General features: G+C 44.7%; 13 protein-coding genes. 12 read left to right on the plus strand and 1 reads right to left on the minus strand.

Translation table 11 applies throughout. From position 1 onward, the window contains the following. Positions 1–170: 170 nt before the first annotated feature. A complete protein-coding gene (locus MHB43_RS11970; RefSeq protein WP_405132032.1) occupies positions 171–1,781 on the minus strand; it encodes a YifB family Mg chelatase-like AAA ATPase in 1,611 nt (536 codons plus the stop codon). 480 nt (positions 1,782–2,261) lie between these two features. Here MHB43_RS11970 and MHB43_RS11975 point away from each other — a divergent pair, with 480 nt between their 5' ends. The 12 genes from MHB43_RS11975 (at position 2,262) to fliF (ending at position 16,125) form a co-directional block, all read left to right on the plus strand. Next, the gene (locus tag MHB43_RS11975; protein WP_076208912.1) at positions 2,262–2,717 is read left to right on the plus strand and encodes a MarR family winged helix-turn-helix transcriptional regulator; all 456 of its coding nucleotides are present in this window, start codon (positions 2,262–2,264) and stop codon (positions 2,715–2,717) included. Between the two features lie 243 nt (positions 2,718–2,960). Beyond that, positions 2,961–4,121: an ADP-forming succinate--CoA ligase subunit beta gene (gene sucC / locus MHB43_RS11980; protein WP_036609384.1), complete on the plus strand. Its 1,161-nt coding sequence runs from the start codon at positions 2,961–2,963 to the stop codon at positions 4,119–4,121. Positions 4,122–4,184: 63 nt separating this feature from the next. Next, the gene (sucD, locus tag MHB43_RS11985; protein ID WP_036609382.1) at positions 4,185–5,114 is read left to right on the plus strand and encodes a succinate--CoA ligase subunit alpha; all 930 of its coding nucleotides are present in this window, start codon (positions 4,185–4,187) and stop codon (positions 5,112–5,114) included. Positions 5,115–5,357: 243 nt separating this feature from the next. Further along, complete coding sequence (dprA, locus tag MHB43_RS11990) at positions 5,358–6,488, plus strand: DNA-processing protein DprA (RefSeq protein ID WP_405132033.1); 1,131 nt, start codon at positions 5,358–5,360, stop codon at positions 6,486–6,488. A 116-nt stretch (positions 6,489–6,604) separates the two neighbouring features. Continuing rightward, entirely contained in the window at positions 6,605–8,704 is a 2,100-nt protein-coding gene (gene topA / locus MHB43_RS11995) for a type I DNA topoisomerase (RefSeq protein ID WP_405132034.1), read from the plus strand. A 56-nt stretch (positions 8,705–8,760) separates the two neighbouring features. Continuing rightward, positions 8,761–10,104, plus strand: coding sequence for an FADH(2)-oxidizing methylenetetrahydrofolate--tRNA-(uracil(54)-C(5))-methyltransferase TrmFO (gene trmFO / locus MHB43_RS12000; RefSeq protein WP_372238347.1), 1,344 nt, complete (start codon positions 8,761–8,763; stop codon positions 10,102–10,104). Positions 10,105–10,130: 26 nt separating this feature from the next. Next, positions 10,131–10,673, plus strand: a complete 543-nt coding sequence (gene hslV / locus MHB43_RS12005; protein WP_062833786.1) for an ATP-dependent protease subunit HslV — start codon at positions 10,131–10,133, stop codon at positions 10,671–10,673. 116 nt (positions 10,674–10,789) lie between these two features. Next, positions 10,790–12,190, plus strand: a complete 1,401-nt coding sequence (gene hslU, locus MHB43_RS12010; RefSeq protein WP_076208906.1) for an ATP-dependent protease ATPase subunit HslU — start codon at positions 10,790–10,792, stop codon at positions 12,188–12,190. A 980-nt stretch (positions 12,191–13,170) separates the two neighbouring features. After that, complete coding sequence (flgB, locus tag MHB43_RS12015) at positions 13,171–13,578, plus strand: flagellar basal body rod protein FlgB (protein WP_076208905.1); 408 nt, start codon at positions 13,171–13,173, stop codon at positions 13,576–13,578. Between the two features lie 6 nt (positions 13,579–13,584). Then, the gene (flgC, locus tag MHB43_RS12020) at positions 13,585–14,034 is read left to right on the plus strand and encodes a flagellar basal body rod protein FlgC (protein WP_017689191.1); all 450 of its coding nucleotides are present in this window, start codon (positions 13,585–13,587) and stop codon (positions 14,032–14,034) included. Positions 14,035–14,092: 58 nt separating this feature from the next. Beyond that, positions 14,093–14,404 carry a flagellar hook-basal body complex protein FliE gene (fliE, locus tag MHB43_RS12025; RefSeq protein WP_017689190.1) on the plus strand — a complete coding sequence of 104 codons (312 nt, stop codon included), beginning with the start codon at positions 14,093–14,095 and terminating at the stop codon, positions 14,402–14,404. Between the two features lie 137 nt (positions 14,405–14,541). Next, the gene (gene fliF, locus MHB43_RS12030) at positions 14,542–16,125 is read left to right on the plus strand and encodes a flagellar basal-body MS-ring/collar protein FliF (RefSeq protein WP_076208903.1); all 1,584 of its coding nucleotides are present in this window, start codon (positions 14,542–14,544) and stop codon (positions 16,123–16,125) included. Positions 16,126–16,135: the final 10 nt, after the last annotated feature.

Below are 16,135 nucleotides of genomic sequence, written 5' to 3' on the forward strand. Positions count from 1 at the left end.
CAAGTACCTTTCTTCACAGAAGAGAAGGGCTTGTACGTTTTTTGTCATGTTGGTGTATCCGCATTGTAGAATCTGTATAAGAAATCCTTCTCGATCTTCCTGATGTCTACAGGTTGGTATCCATTTCACTGCCTTTTGGTAGGCCACCCCGTTCTTCCTCCATAAGTTTCTCAAAATAAATTAAGATCCAATTGACGATACTGGATGGCTTCAGCCACATGAGCTGTCACAATTTCACCTTCATGGTCCAGATCGGCAATTGTCTGTGCCATCTTGATAATCCGATCATGTGCACGCATGCTCAGGTTTAACGTTTGCAGGGTTTGCTCTAACAGTTGCTCTGCCTCTTGGGGGAGATGGATCGTTCGTCGCAAAAGCGTGCCGGAAAGCTGGCTATTCCAACGAACCGAACTTTGGGCATAACGTGTAGCCTGAATTTGATGAGCGTGGATCACTTTTGCCTGCATTTCTTCAGAGGAAGGGGAAGCAGCAGACTTGCGCCACTCGCCTGGTGGAGGAACCTCAACCTGAAGATCAATGCGGTCCAGCAGTGGTCCTGAAATCTTAGCTCGGTATGCGGCAACACGGGCTGGACTACATATGCAGCGTTGCTCCTCCGAATGAGCGGACAAATATCCGCAGGGACAGGGATTCATGGAACATGCAAGCATGAACTGGGCCGGAAAGGTGAATGCAGCCCGTGCCCGACTAATTGTCACTGTGCGATCCTCTAACGGCTGCCTTAATACCTCCAGCACTTGACGCTGGAATTCAGGTAATTCATCCAGAAACAATATGCCACGGTGGGCAAGGCTCACTTCACCAGGTTTTGGGATACCACCGCCTCCAATCAGACCAGAGGTGGATATTGTGTGGTGAGGGGAGCGAAAAGGTCTGTCTGCAATCAGGCCTTGAGGCGCTTCTTTTAATTTGCCTGCGGCACTTAATACTTTGGTGACTTCCAACGCTTCATCTTCTGACAAAGGAGGAAGGATGGAGGGCAAACGTTTGATTAACATCGTTTTGCCCGTGCCTGGCGGTCCAACGAGCAGTATGTTATGCATGCCTGCTGCAGCAATCATAAGCGCGCGTTTTACATGGTGCTGCCCCAGAACATCGCTATAGTCATCTGCAAATAATGGTGTTTGTCTCGGTTTCCTATCCGCCATCTTATGAGTCTTATCCGTTATAGGCGCAGCGAGGTGTGCATAATTTTTCAACACGACTGGTCCTGCATTCGAATTATTGGGTATTCCAACCGAACTCGCAGATTGATCTAAATTTTCCGGAGCAATATCCTGTAAATGTCGAATGCCAAACACCTGGATACCTCGAATCAGTGACGCTTCCTCTACGTTATCCAAAGGCAGGAGCACGGAAGTAAAGCCTTGTCGTTTGGCCAGATCCACCATGGATAAAATGCCCGGCACGGACCTGATCGAACCGTCCAACGCCAGTTCGCCAACGACTAAAGTTCGTTCCTGGGGAGGGAGTACAAGCTGGCCGCTTGTCATAAGTAAACCAATAGCAATGGCCAGATCAAAGGAAGATCCTTCCTTGCGTAGATCAGCGGGGGCCAGATTGATTGTGATCCGCTGTAAAGGATACTGATATCCGCAGTTTTTAATCGCTGCACGAACACGTTCAACGGCCTCACGAATGGCTGAATCCGGTAAACCGATGATGGATGTCTGCGGCAGACCATTGGATAAATCGGTCTCCACCTCGATCAGTACACCATCGATTCCGTACAAACACGCACTGTGCAATTTTCCGTACATGACAAAGAAACACCTCACTCGATTCTTGACTCCGCATAATACGGGCCAGTCTACGAATTAAGGTGCTTCCTCAGCTTCTATTAAGCATTTTATATAAAAGGAATCATGGAGTCAACCTGTCATTTTCATTGCTGTAGTCATCTTTCCTGATCCCTGAATTTTATTTTTGGAAGGAAATCATTAAATAGCTTTGGCGAAAATGGTTACGTATTAAACTTTCATTATGATTATCAAATTTGGCCCGAGAAAACGCGAATGTTCCGTGGACCTTATGTAATATTTTTATCGAATTATGACATGTACTTACGGGTCATCTATTTGTTTTTTATATTTTACACAATCTAATTTATCATAATTAAATTGAATAGTAAAATCATTTGTGCTCAATTATTCTGTTTTTTTTCTAATTTGTGATAAGATAGATTTATAGTTCCTTTTTTATAAGGAATAGAATGCACAATAGGCAGGTGAGAAAGATATATGCAGACTGACAGTTTGAAGCTGGATAACCAATTATGCTTTGCCATATATGCTTGTTCACGGGAGATTACGAAGATGTACCAGCCTTATCTCGAGGTGCTCGGCGTAACGTATTCGCAGTATCTGGTTCTGATGGTATTGTGGGAACGTGAAGAATGTACGGTTAAGGAGATCGGGGAGGCACTCTATCTCGATTCGGGAACGTTGACACCACTTCTCAAACGGTTGCAGTCAGCAGGACTTATTAATCGCGAACGCTCTGCTCAGGATGAACGAAAAGTATTAATTACATTAACCGACTCCGGCCGTGAGCTGCGGAACAAGGCATTGTCCATACCTGAATCCATTCAGGGTGATGCGTGTTTGAACAGTACAGAGTTTGAAGCTTTGCTGGGTCAGTTCAAAGGGTTGCTGGAGAAAGTTCACCAAACCAACACGAACGCAGCCAAAAAATAAAATGTAGTTTTAGATCAAGGAAACCTTAGCTTTTAGCTGAGGTTTTTTCCATATATACCCAAGCATTCACAATATGGGATCATACTCATATCAAAATACTGTCTATTAACCATTAATTTTTTAAGGAAAGCGTTTTAAAAACGTGTTACAATGAATTGGGTTTAAGTGAAAATAGTCAACATTTGTCTTTTGTTAGTCTACCAACCCGCCTTGTTGCAGTCATGTTGATAGGAGGATTCGAGAATGAATATCCATGAATATCAAGGAAAAGAAGTACTGAAACAGTATGGAGTTACCGTTCCAAACGGAAAGGTTGCTTATACAGTCGATGAAGCGGTTGCGGCCGCAGAGGCACTGGGCAGTCCGGTGACTGTTGTTAAAGCGCAAATACACGCAGGTGGCCGGGGTAAAGCCGGCGGCGTAAAAGTGGCGAAGAGTACGGATGAAGTTCGTGCCTATGCTTCCGAAATTCTGGGCAAAGTATTGGTAACACACCAGACTGGACCAGAAGGCAAAGAAGTGAAACGTCTTCTGATTGAAGAAGGATGCGATATCCGCAAAGAGTATTATGTGGGTGTTGTTGTGGACCGTGCCACAGGCCGTGTAGTTATGATGGCTTCCGAAGAAGGCGGTACCGAGATTGAAGAAGTAGCTGAAGCTACACCTGAGAAAATTTTCAAAGAAATTATTGACCCTGCTATTGGATTGCAAGTGTTCCAGGCCCGTAAACTGGCTTACAGCATTAAGATTCCGAATGAACTGGTGAACAAAGCTGTTAAGTTCATGCTCGCGCTGTACACTGCATTTGTCGAAAAAGATTGCTCTATTGCCGAGATCAATCCTCTCGTTGTTACCGGAGATGGAAACGTTATCGCGCTAGATGCAAAATTGAACTTTGACTCCAACGCCCTGTTCCGTCACAAAGACATTTTGGAACTGCGTGACCTGGATGAAGAGGATGAAAAAGAAATCGAAGCTTCCAAATACGACCTCAGCTACATAGCACTTGATGGCAACATCGGCTGTATGGTCAATGGTGCGGGACTTGCGATGGCAACGATGGACATTATCAAATACTACGGTGGAGACCCGGCCAACTTCCTTGACGTTGGGGGCGGTGCGACAACGGAGAAGGTGACTGAAGCATTTAAGATCATTTTGTCCGATGCCAAAGTAGCTGGGATTTTTGTTAACATCTTCGGTGGCATCATGCGCTGTGATGTTATCGCCAATGGTGTTGTTGAAGCCGCGAAGCAGCTTGGCCTGACCAAACCGCTGGTTGTTCGTCTTGAAGGAACTAACGTGGAGCTTGGCAAACGTATTCTGGGTGAATCTGGCCTGAATATCGTTCCTGCTGATTCCATGGCCGATGGCGCACAGAAAATTGTTGCCCTCGTAAAATAAGTTCATTCCTTAGTACCGGAGCTGTCCGGGAATTGAAAAATAACCGTAAGGATGTGAAGCAACGTGAGTATTTTGATCGATAAAAATACAAAAGTCATTACGCAAGGCATTACGGGTTCAACGGGAATGTTCCACACGAAGGGCGCATTGGACTACGGAACCCAGATGGTAGGCGGAGTTACACCGGGTAAAGGCGGAACTAATGTGGATATCACGTTGGAAGACGGTACAGTAGCTAGTCTGCCGGTGTTCAACACTGTGCAGGAAGCGAAGGAAGCTACAGGCGCAACAGCGAGCGTCATTTACGTTCCTCCTGCATTTGCAGCAGATTCCATTATGGAAGCTGTTGATGCTGAGCTGGACCTCGTAATCTGTATTACAGAGGGTATTCCGGTTCTTGACATGATCAAGGTTGACCGCTTCATGGAAGGCAAAAATACCGTCCTGATCGGACCAAACTGTCCAGGTGTCATTACACCAGGAGAATGTAAAATCGGTATCATGCCTGGTTATATCCATATGGCAGGGCACGTAGGCGTTGTTTCCCGTAGTGGAACACTTACCTATGAAGCCGTTCATCAACTGACGACACGTGGCATTGGACAATCCTCTGCTGTAGGAATCGGGGGAGACCCTGTAAAAGGCTCCGAGTTCATTGATATCCTCAAACGGTTCAATGAAGATCCACAGACTCATGCGGTCATCATGATTGGTGAGATTGGTGGTACAGCTGAAGAGGATGCTGCAGATTGGGTACGTGAAAACATGACCAAACCGGTTGTTGGCTTTATCGGTGGGGTAACAGCGCCTCCAGGCAAACGGATGGGCCATGCTGGCGCTATTATCTCTGGCGGTAAAGGTACAGCCAAAGAGAAAATTGCGAAGCTGGAATCATGTGGAATCAAAGTAGCACCAACTCCTGCTGAGATGGGTTCGACTTTGGTGAGTGTACTTGAGGAACGCGGTATTTTGAATTTGTGCACGACACATTAATTCTTTTTCGTTATAATAGAAGAAACGGCTCGGAAATGATTTATTTCTGGTAGACCGACTATTATGGTTACGGAAAAGGTAAGCAACCTTTTGTCCTTGAACAGGGCGAAGGGTTGCTTTTTTGCGTTTTTTTACGGGAAAAGGGGGAGGAATTGTCCCTCATCTGCGTAAACGCTTGCATTCCGTGGTCACTTAACACACAATATGAGGGAAGATCTCTTCCCGCTTTGGGAGGTTTAAGGTATGGAAGAACGATGGATCTTGTTTGGCTTACATGAGATGGAGGGTATTGGCAAGAAAACAATCTCGAAACTGATTCTGGGACAACATGAATTACCCGATCTATTGAATTATGGGGAAAGCGACTGGGTCGCAGCAGGCTTGCGCAAAGATCAGGCTGCACGTTTGGCTAGCCAATTTACTATCGATTGGATTGAGAGTAAAAGAGAACACGTTTACAATCAGGGGATAGAGGTTATTACTTATCTGGATCAGAATTATCCCGTATTAATGAAGGAAACCGTTCAGCCTCCCTGGGTAATGTATGCTCGAGGGGATGTTAGTTTGCTACACAATTCGTCTATTGCCATGGTGGGAACTCGTATGCCAACCGTGTATGGGCGCAAAGTTGGAGAGAAACTGGCAGAACAATTATGCAATGCAGGACTGACGATTGTAAGCGGGCTTGCCCGCGGTATTGATAGCGTATGTCATGAGGCAGTACTACGTGCTAAAGGAAAAACGATTGCCGTATTCGGAACAGGGATTGATCATATATACCCACCCGAAAATACAAGCCTCGCCGAGCGAATCGCGGAGACAGGTCTGCTTTTGTCGGAATATCCACCAGGTACAAGAGCACGCCAGGGATTATTTCCGGAACGGAATCGAATCATTGCCGGTCTGACACTGGGAACATTGGTTGTTGAGGCTGACATTCGAAGTGGCTCACTCATTACAGCAGATGCTGCGCTTGAAGCAGGCAGGGATGTATTTGCAGTCCCTGGACCTATCACATCACCGAAAAGTCGGGGAGCACACAATCTTATCCGTCAAGGGGCCAAATTGGTCACTTGTGTAGCAGATGTATTGGAAGAGTATCGATTGGGCTTGCCAAATGCAGAACAACTTCCTTACAATAGAGGACGTTCGACCGAAACAACCGTGCCTTCCGGGCGAGGGATATTCGCTGAGGTTAAGCTCTCTCCAGATGAACAACGTGTGATTTATCTGTTGGAACAGGGAGAACAATCATTGGATCAACTGGTTGAGCTGCTTGGTTGGGATTTTGGACATTTGCATTCAGTTCTGTTATCTTTAATCATAAAAAAGCAGATTAGCCAATTACCAGGCACTAAATACGCGAGGGTATGACGAAGCTACAACCTACGCAGTGTGTGGAAATATATAATTAGCAGAAGTTATTAACTATGCATAAGCTTACAGAAACAGTTTCATGACAGTTTCATGACTGAGAGGAGGATGAACCTATGGCGGATGCACTCGTAATCGTGGAGTCGCCCTCAAAGGCGAAGACGATAGGCAAATATTTAGGCAGCAAGTTCATCGTAAAAGCTTCGATGGGGCATGTTCGCGATTTGCCAAAGAGTCAGATCGGCGTTGAGGTAGAGAATGATTTTAATCCGAAATATATTACGATCCGCGGCAAAGGTTCAATTTTGAAAGAACTGAAGGATGCACGGAAGAAAGTGAAAAAAGTGTATCTCGCAGCTGACCCGGATCGCGAAGGTGAGGCTATCGCATGGCATTTGGCCCATGCCCTTGAACTGGACGATACGGCAGATTGCCGGGTTGTATTTAATGAAATTACAAAACAGGCGGTCAAAGATGCGTTCAAAACGCCGCGGAAAATCAATATGGATTTGGTTAACGCGCAGCAGGCAAGACGTATTCTGGATCGACTCGTTGGATATAAAATTAGTCCGTTATTATGGAAGAAAGTGAAAAAAGGTTTGTCTGCAGGCCGGGTTCAGTCCGTGGCTGTTAAAATCATTTTAGATCGTGAAAATGAAATTGATGATTTTGAGCCGGAAGAATACTGGAGCATTACCGCCAAACTGACAGCAGCCGGAAATCCGTTTGAAGCCAAGTTTCATAAACTGAACGGGGCCAAAACAGAGCTGGGCAGTGAAGCGGAAGTGCAAGCGATCCTGAAACAGATCGAAGGAGCCGACTTTACGATCAAGGAAGTTAAAGAGAAAGAACGGAGCCGTAACCCTTCCGCCCCGTTTACGACGAGTTCTTTGCAACAGGAAGCGGCGCGTAAATTGAATTTCAGAGCTTCCAAGACGATGTCGGTCGCCCAACAACTATATGAAGGTGTAGACCTTGGAAAAGAAGGCACAGTAGGTCTCATCACGTATATGCGTACGGACTCCACACGAATTGCGGCATCTGCACAAGAAGAAGCCAAAGAATATATCGTTGGTAAGTATGGTGAGTCATTTGCACCTGAGACTCCACGAAACTATTCCAAAAAAGCAGCTAATGCTCAGGATGCGCATGAAGCAATTCGTCCAACTTCAATTCTGCGTGATCCTGACTCAATCAAGTCATTCATGAGTCGCGATCAGTTCCGCTTGTATAAACTGGTATGGGAACGTTTTGTAGCGAGCCAGATGTCTTCGGCTATCCTAGATACACTCTCTGTAGATATTGCTGCGGGGGACACCATTTTCCGTGCAGCAGGTTCGAAGGTGCGGTTCCAAGGTTTCATGAAGGTATATGTTGAAGGAAACGACGATGGTACAACCGATGAAGATCGTCTGCTGCCTCCGTTGAAAAGTGGAGATGTGCTTGATAAGCAGGAGATTGAGCCAAAACAGCATTTTACACAACCGCCACCACGATATACGGAGGCAAGGTTGGTTAAGACGCTTGAGGAATTGGGTATAGGGCGTCCGAGTACATATGCGCCAACACTGGAGACCATTCAGAAGCGCGGATATGTTGCGATAGAGGAAAAGAAATTCATGCCAACCGAGCTTGGTGAACTGGTCATCGAACAGATGGAAGAGTTTTTCCCGGAAATCCTGAATGTAGAGTTTACCGCAAACATGGAAGGTGATCTTGACCATGTGGAGGAAGGTTCCGAGGATTGGGTCAAAGTACTCGCAGAATTCTATGAATCTTTTGAGAAACGCCTTGAGTTTGCGGAAGAAGAAATGAAAGAAATCGAGATTGAAGACGAAGTATCGGATGAGATCTGTGAGAAGTGCGGCAAACCGCTGGTTTATAAACTCGGGCGTTTTGGCAAGTTTCTTGCGTGCTCTGGCTTCCCTGATTGCCGGAATACCAAACCGATTATCAAGGATATCGGCGTGACTTGTCCGAAGTGTAAGGAAGGTCATGTTGTTGAGCGTCGTAGCAAAAAAGGACGTATTTTCTACGGTTGTGACAAATATCCTGAATGTGATTTTGTCTCATGGGACAGACCTTCAGCCAAACCATGTCCAAGTTGCGGATCGCTAATGATTGAGAAGCGGAACAAAAAGGGAGCACGATTGCAGTGTACTTCATGTGATCATCAGGAGCCGGTGGATGAACCGGATGACGAATCAGCGGATTAGTATATATGTGAATCAATTCAATTATAGTGAAATATGAAATTGCTTTATGGGGGTAAATGATTTTGACAAATGAACAACAAGTAACCGTTATTGGTGCCGGGCTGGCAGGAACAGAAGCGGCCTGGCAGATTGCAAGTCGCGGCGTACGCGTAAAATTATACGAGATGAGACCTGTTGTGAAAACGCCAGCTCATCATACGGATAAATTTGCAGAACTGGTATGTAGCAACTCGTTGCGTGCGAATGGATTGACGAATGCAGTGGGTGTGTTAAAAGAAGAAATGAGAATGCTCAATTCTCTTGTATTGTCAGCAGCAGACAAACATGCAGTTCCTGCAGGTGGGGCACTTGCTGTGGACCGGGACGGATTTTCAGGTGAGATTACATCCACGTTGCACCAGCATCCGCTCATCGAAGTGGTGAATGAGGAACTAACTTCTCTACCGGAAGATGGCATCGTTGTTGTTGCAACGGGGCCGCTGACTTCACCCGCATTGTCTGAGCAAATCAAGGCACTAATGGGGGAAGAGTATTTCTACTTCTATGACGCAGCTGCACCGATCATCGAAAAAGATTCAATTGATATGAACAAGGTGTATCTGGCTTCCCGTTATGATAAAGGCGAAGCGGCATATCTGAACTGTCCGATGACAGAAGAAGAGTTTGATGTCTTCTATGAAGCTCTCATTACTGCTGAGGTTGCTCAATTAAAAGAGTTTGAGAAAGAAATCTACTTTGAAGGCTGTATGCCAATCGAAGTGATGATGAAACGCGGAAAACAGACAGCTCTGTTTGGCCCGATGAAACCGGTAGGTCTGGTTAACCCTCATACAGGAGAGTTGCCACATGCGGTTGTTCAGCTTAGACAGGACAATGCAGCTGGAACCCTGTATAACTTGGTTGGCTTCCAGACGCATCTGAAATGGGGAGAACAGAAACGAGTCTTTTCCCTTATTCCTGGACTTGAAAATGCAGAGTTCGTTCGTTATGGCGTAATGCACCGTAATACATTTATTAATTCTCCTAAACTGCTTCTTCCGACGTATCAGTTTAAAGAGCGTCCTAACTTGTTCTTTGCAGGTCAGATGACGGGTGTAGAAGGTTATGTGGAATCTGCTGCATCAGGGCTGATTGCCGGCATGAACGCAGCCAAAGCAGCACTTGGGCAGGAACTGGTGGTATTGCCCGTAGAAACAACACTTGGGAGTATGGCTCAGTATATTACAACTGCTGACTTCAAGCACTTCCAACCAATGAACGCAAACTTTGGTTTGTTGCCGAAGCTTGAAACGAAGATTCGTAACAAAAAGGAAAAAAATGAAGCTCTTGCACAGCGTGCACTGGATGGCATCACGAGTTTTGCTGAGGCAGAAGGTCTAACTGTTCCGGAACGCGTATAAATTATTCGTGGGAGGATGCTGATATCATGGATATGTCATTTCATGCTACAACGATCTGTGCTGTTCGTCATAATGGTAAGGCTGCAATCGCAGGAGATGGTCAGGTGACCATGGGCCAAAGTGTTGTGATGAAGAATACAGCCAAGAAGGTAAGACGTTTGTACCGCGGACAGGTTGTTGCTGGCTTTGCTGGTTCTGTGGCGGATGCGATCACCCTGTTTGAGAAATTCGAAGGTAAGCTGGAGGAGCACCATGGTAACTTGCAGCGTGCTGCTGTAGAGCTTGCCAAGGATTGGCGTCAGGATCGGATCTTGCGCAAGCTTGAGGCGTTGTTGATTGTAATGGACAAAACAGGCATGTTGCTCATCTCAGGTGGCGGCGAAATTATTGAGCCTGATGATGACGTTATCGCTATCGGATCAGGTGGAAACTTTGCCTTATCTGCTGCGCGTGCGTTGAAACGTCATGCAGTAAACCTGGAAGCAAAAGATATTGCGCGTGAATCGCTTCAGATTGCCTCGGAGCTATGTGTATATACGAACAGTAATATTATTGTAGAAGAGTTATAAGCCAAAGAAATCTCCCGTAGTGGAGCATGATTCTGTAATCTGCTCCAGGACGTCTAGGGGATTCTTTGTCCTTGTTAGGTAAAATAAATTCAACATACTGGTAGGAGGGAAGCAATATGAATACTCAAGCGTTAACACCGAGACAGATTGTTGCAGAGCTTGACAAGTATATTGTAGGTCAAAAGAAAGCTAAAAAATCGGTAGCGGTAGCCCTTCGTAATCGTTATCGGCGTAGCCTTTTGCCTGAGCATACGCAGGACGACATTGTGCCTAAAAATATCTTGATGATTGGACCTACCGGTGTGGGTAAAACGGAAATCGCCCGTCGCCTCGCTAAACTGGTAGGTGCGCCATTTGTGAAAGTGGAAGCTACCAAGTTCACTGAAGTGGGTTACGTTGGCCGTGACGTTGAATCGATGGTGCGTGATCTGATTGAGACATCACTGCGGATGGTGAAGCTGGAGCGGACTGAAAAAGTGAAGGACAAAGCTGAAGAAGCGGCCAATGAGCGAATTGTACATATTTTGGCTCCTTCACAGTCTAAGTCCAAGAATCAGCGTAATCCCTTTGAGATGATCTTTGGGAATAATGGCAACAACGTTCAGGAACAGGATGAGCCAGAACCGGATACCGGGGTTGCCGAACGCCGCCGTAAGATCAAGTTTGATCTGTTATCTGGCAAGTTGGAGGATGACATCATTGAAATTGATGTCGAAGACACTGCGCCTAACATGATGGACATGTTTGCTGGTCAAGGTAATGATCAGATGGGCATGAACATGCAGGAGATGTTTGGTAGCTTGTTGCCTCGTCGTACGAAAAAACGTAAACTCGCTATTAAAGAAGCGCGTAAAGTGTTGATCCAGGAAGAAGCAGGGAAATTGATCGACATGGATGATGTTACCCAGGAGTCCATTCGCCGGGCGGAGCAGACAGGTATCATTTTCATCGATGAAATCGACAAGGTTGCCAGTCAAGGACGCGGTAGTGGACCCGATGTATCCCGTGAGGGTGTGCAACGTGACATTCTGCCTATCGTAGAGGGCTCTACAGTAATGACGAAATATGGCCCTGTCAAAACGGATTATATTCTGTTTATGGCAGCTGGCGCATTCCATGTCGCTAAACCCTCTGATCTGATTCCCGAGCTTCAGGGACGCTTCCCAATTCGTGTGGAACTAAGCAGTCTAACACTGGAGGAGTTTGTATCCATTCTGACTGAACCCCAAAATGCACTGACCAAGCAGTATGTGGATCTGTTGCGCACCGAGAATATTGAGATTGAGTTCTCGGATGAGGCCATTCGCGAGATTGCCAAATTGGCTGAATCCGTCAATCAAAATACAGAAAATATAGGTGCTCGTCGATTGCATACAATTCTTGAAAAGCTTTTGGAGGATTTATCCTTTGAAGCACCTGAGCTTACACTGGAACGTATGGTGATCACTCCAGAGTATGTCCGGGAGAAGTTAAATGATATTGCGCTTGATCGTGATCTGAGTCAGTATATCCTGTAACATGGAGCTAGCAATGTAGTTGTTAAAATGATGTTATAAATGAACGGTATGCACGATAGTAGAGAACATTTGCGAGATCGACAAAGGGTAGCAATCCTTTAGCGAATTACAAAGGTTCTCTTACTTGAAGCATATCGTTTATTTTTGTTTCTATCTAAAGGATTTCGATGTTACAACCGATAAAAGATGTGGGGTTGTTATATGGATCGACAAAACCTAGGACTTGTGCCGCATCTATACAGAGTTAAAACCTATCGGAGTGGTAGTTATTCTTCGTTTTCATACCCAATGATTTCCATTAAAAGAATTTTCCTTATTCCAAGTCTGGTCATCGGTTTAGTCGATAGATTGGTAAATGTTGCGTAAATGCGCAAAATGATGAATTGTAGAAAAGTGTGAAGCCACTAATTGTTTTCTTAAAATTAAAATATATAGACTCCACTTAATTGTTAAGAAAGTGTTGTGTAGGAAGGACGAGTTTTCTTCATTCTTGAAAGATAAATTGTCAATTGATTAATATACAGCTTTGTATGTATACCTATCATACTGTCCGTAAACCCTTAGTATGACGGCAAAAAATTCTAACATTATCAACTATGAAATATTCGGAAATATACATAATTACGGGCGTTATAAGCTCATGTTGAGCCTCGAAAGTTTTTTTTATTTTAAGAATGTTTAAGAACAATAAGGGAGAGTATTAACATACTTTTGTTTTGGGCCCGAACATTTACGAAAAAAATCATAATTTGCAGAAAATACACAAAAAGCCCTGTCTTTCAGAAAAGATAGGGCTTTTTTCTTATTGTAATAAATCCCAAACTCGAAGAAACTTATGTTATACGACAACATCAGAGTTAATTCTACTTAAGTCCTAGAAAACCGTGTAAAGACGAATGTTTTTGTCGAAAAAAACATAGGAATTTTCAAGGGAAAAGATTCAATCTTTTTCCATTACTTCTAAAGAGAGGAGGGGGATTGTGAATCTTTTAAATGATATCAGTTTTAAAAGATTGCAAGGTGCACTCGATGCGTCCAATATCAGACAACGAACGATTGCTGACAACATCGCGAACGCCGATACCCCGTATTTCAAGCGCTCGAACGTTTCTTTTGAAGAAATGTTACAAGGGCAAATGAATGGAGATATGCCTGTTCTTAAGGGTAAAGTAACTGATGCAAGGCATTTTGTCATAGGTCCTTCCTCTTCCGTACCAACGCCAGTAGTTAATATGGACCAGTCAACCTCCATGAATAACAACGAAAACAATGTCGATATAGACAGAGAAATGAGTCTTCTGGCGGAGAATCAGTTGCGTTATAACGCTTATATTCAACAAGTGAACGAACAAATTAAAATCATGCGTGTTGGCGTGGAAGGGAGATAACCTAAATTGAACATTAGTAATAGTTTTAGTATCAGTAGCTCAGCTCTGACAGCCCAACGGTTGCGGATGGACGTTATATCTTCCAACATTGCCAACGCAGAGACGACGCGCGCGAGCGTGTCCAATGGTGAAGCGGTCCCTTACAAACGTAAAATGGTTGTGCTTGAGCCGAATAAAACGTCATTTGGTACGATGCTGCAAAATCAGATGAGAGGTAGCGGTTCAGGAGATGGCGTGAGAGTAACGGAGATTCGCGAGGATCAGTCACCTTTGAAGCCTGTGTATGACCCTTCTCATCCGGATGCCAATGCAGAAGGGTATGTATTTATGCCTAATGTCGATATTGCGAAAGAAATGGTCGACATGATCTCTGCTTCGCGTTCCTATGAAGCAAATGTAACAGCACTGAATTCAACCAAAGCGATGATCTCCAAAGCTTTGGAGATTGGAAGATAAGTTGCTTTGAAATGAAAATAAGAAAAATACAAACCAGGGATGAAGGGGAGGGACATTAATGATTCAGAACAACATGTTTAGCACACAGGGGATACAACCGCTACAGATGAAGAGTGCAACCGAAAGTAAGCCTTCTACACCAGCCGAAACCATTCAGAGCTTCGGTACATACTTACAAAATGCATTAGGGTCCGTTGCAGCACAGGAGGCTCAATCGCATGAAATGTCGAATCAATTTTTGGTCGGCAAAGCGAATGTGGATCAAGTGATGATTGCTTCAGAACAGGCCTTGTTAAGCCTACAACTCACAACTCAAGTCCGAAACAAAGTGGTCGAAGCATACCAGGAAGTTATGCGAACGCAGTTATAAAACAACCTACTTGCGCTTCGATAATAGCGCTGATCATTACAACAAAGCAGCCGCGATGCTGCTCCTGATCGTCAACCTATGAAACGGCTGGGGTTGAGTAAGGACAGACTAAGCAAAGTTTCGGATGGGGTGACAGAGTGAATGAGAGAATCGCCCAGTACAGGGATAAGGCATCCCAGTATTGGAATAGTTTTAGCAAAAAGCAAAAAGTATTATTTATATCCACCTTCCTGTTTCTGATTTTGGCTGCAGTTGTGCTCACGATGCAGTTGTCCAAGACGGAATATGAAGTTGCTTTTACAGATTTGAATGCAAGTGATTCAGCGGGCGTGATCAGTTATCTAGATTCATCTAGCATTCCATACAAATTAAGTTCAGATGGCAAGACCATATCCGTACCGAGTACAAGTGTTGCAATCGCAAAGGTCAACGTTGGATCTCAAGGGATTATTCAAAATGGTTCATTAGGGTATAAGTCATTTGAGGAGTCATCATCACCTATCGGGATGACGGATAAAGAGTTTGATGTAAAGTACAACAACGCTATAAACGGAGAAGTTGAACAGTTACTTCAGCGGATGCAAGGGATACAGGATGCTAAAGTACTCGTTAATATGCCGAAAGATAACATTTTTGCTGGTTTAGAAGAACAAGACAAAGCATCAGCATCGGTAGCTCTCCAATTCAAACCGGGTTATCACCCAAATCAGGCAGCGGTAGATGGCTACTTTAACTTGGTTAAGACTGCAATTCCTAATCTGCCTGTTGAGAACATCACGATTACGAACACAGATGAAGCAGAATTGATTCCAACTGCCCGAGGTGGCAGTGGCGGGTTGTCTTCCGAAGTTCAAGAAAACATGGCTTTACAGAAAAAGTTTGAAAACGATGTCCGTAATAACGTAAAGCAATTCCTTTCCCAGATTGTAGGGGAAGACAAAGTTAATGTTTTGGTAGCCTCCAAGCTTAATTTTGACAAAGAAACACGTAAGGAAAATCTGGTCACACCTGTTGATGTAGATAATATGAAAGGCATCGAGATCAGTGTGCAGGAGATTCAAAAGAGCTACACTGGCGCAAGCAACCCAACAGGTGGTGTTGCTGGCACAGGACAAGAGGAAGTTCCGGGTTACCCATCATCTGATGCAACCGGTAATTCTACCTCTGAAGAATCATCAAGCACTATAAACTACGATGTTAATCGAATCGCCAAGGATATCATTTCCAGTCCATATACTGTAAAAGACTTAACCATTAACGTTGCAGTTGAACCACCAAATGGAGAAACAGAATTACAGGGACCGGTTCAGGACGCAATTGAAAACATTTTGGTTAACATTGTTCGTGCTTCACTGGCAGACTCAGGCACTGTAATAAGTGACGCCGATCTGACAAAGAAAGTTTCAGTCATGTCACAAGGATTCCAGTCTGCCTCTGCAGACAATACAGGTTTCCAGCTTTCCTCAACGATGATGTGGGGTGGAGGCGCACTCATAGCGGCATTGATCGCAGCGGTAGTTATTTTATTAGTACGCCGTCGCCGCAAACAAAACGAAGTCGAAGAAGAAGAGATTCCTCTTCCAATAGCAACAGAGTTCCCGTCCATTACGCTGGACAGTGTAACGAACGAAAGTCAGGTGCGCAAACAATTGGAGAGTTTGGCCAAGAAAAAGCCAGACGAATTCGTCAATCTGCTGCGTACATGGCTGGCTGACGAATAGAGGTGAACGC

Origin of the sequence: Paenibacillus sp. FSL H8-0317 (genome assembly GCF_045040685.1) — a bacterium.
Lineage (GTDB): Bacteria > Bacillota > Bacilli > Paenibacillales > Paenibacillaceae > Paenibacillus.

Bases quoted from the DNA above. Each gene is read 5' to 3' on its own strand.
- MHB43_RS11970 (WP_405132032.1), bottom strand. From the start codon at position 1,781: ATGTACGGAAAATTGCACAGTGCGTGTTTGTACGGAATCGATGGTGTA.
- MHB43_RS11975 (WP_076208912.1), top strand. From the start codon at position 2,262: ATGCAGACTGACAGTTTGAAGCTGGATAACCAATTATGCTTTGCCATA.
- sucC (WP_036609384.1), top strand. From the start codon at position 2,961: ATGAATATCCATGAATATCAAGGAAAAGAAGTACTGAAACAGTATGGA.
- dprA (WP_405132033.1), top strand. From the start codon at position 5,358: ATGGAAGAACGATGGATCTTGTTTGGCTTACATGAGATGGAGGGTATT.
- topA (WP_405132034.1), top strand. From the start codon at position 6,605: ATGGCGGATGCACTCGTAATCGTGGAGTCGCCCTCAAAGGCGAAGACG.
- trmFO (WP_372238347.1), top strand. From the start codon at position 8,761: ATGATTTTGACAAATGAACAACAAGTAACCGTTATTGGTGCCGGGCTG.
- hslV (WP_062833786.1), top strand. From the start codon at position 10,131: ATGGATATGTCATTTCATGCTACAACGATCTGTGCTGTTCGTCATAAT.
- hslU (WP_076208906.1), top strand. From the start codon at position 10,790: ATGAATACTCAAGCGTTAACACCGAGACAGATTGTTGCAGAGCTTGAC.
- fliE (WP_017689190.1), top strand. From the start codon at position 14,093: ATGATTCAGAACAACATGTTTAGCACACAGGGGATACAACCGCTACAG.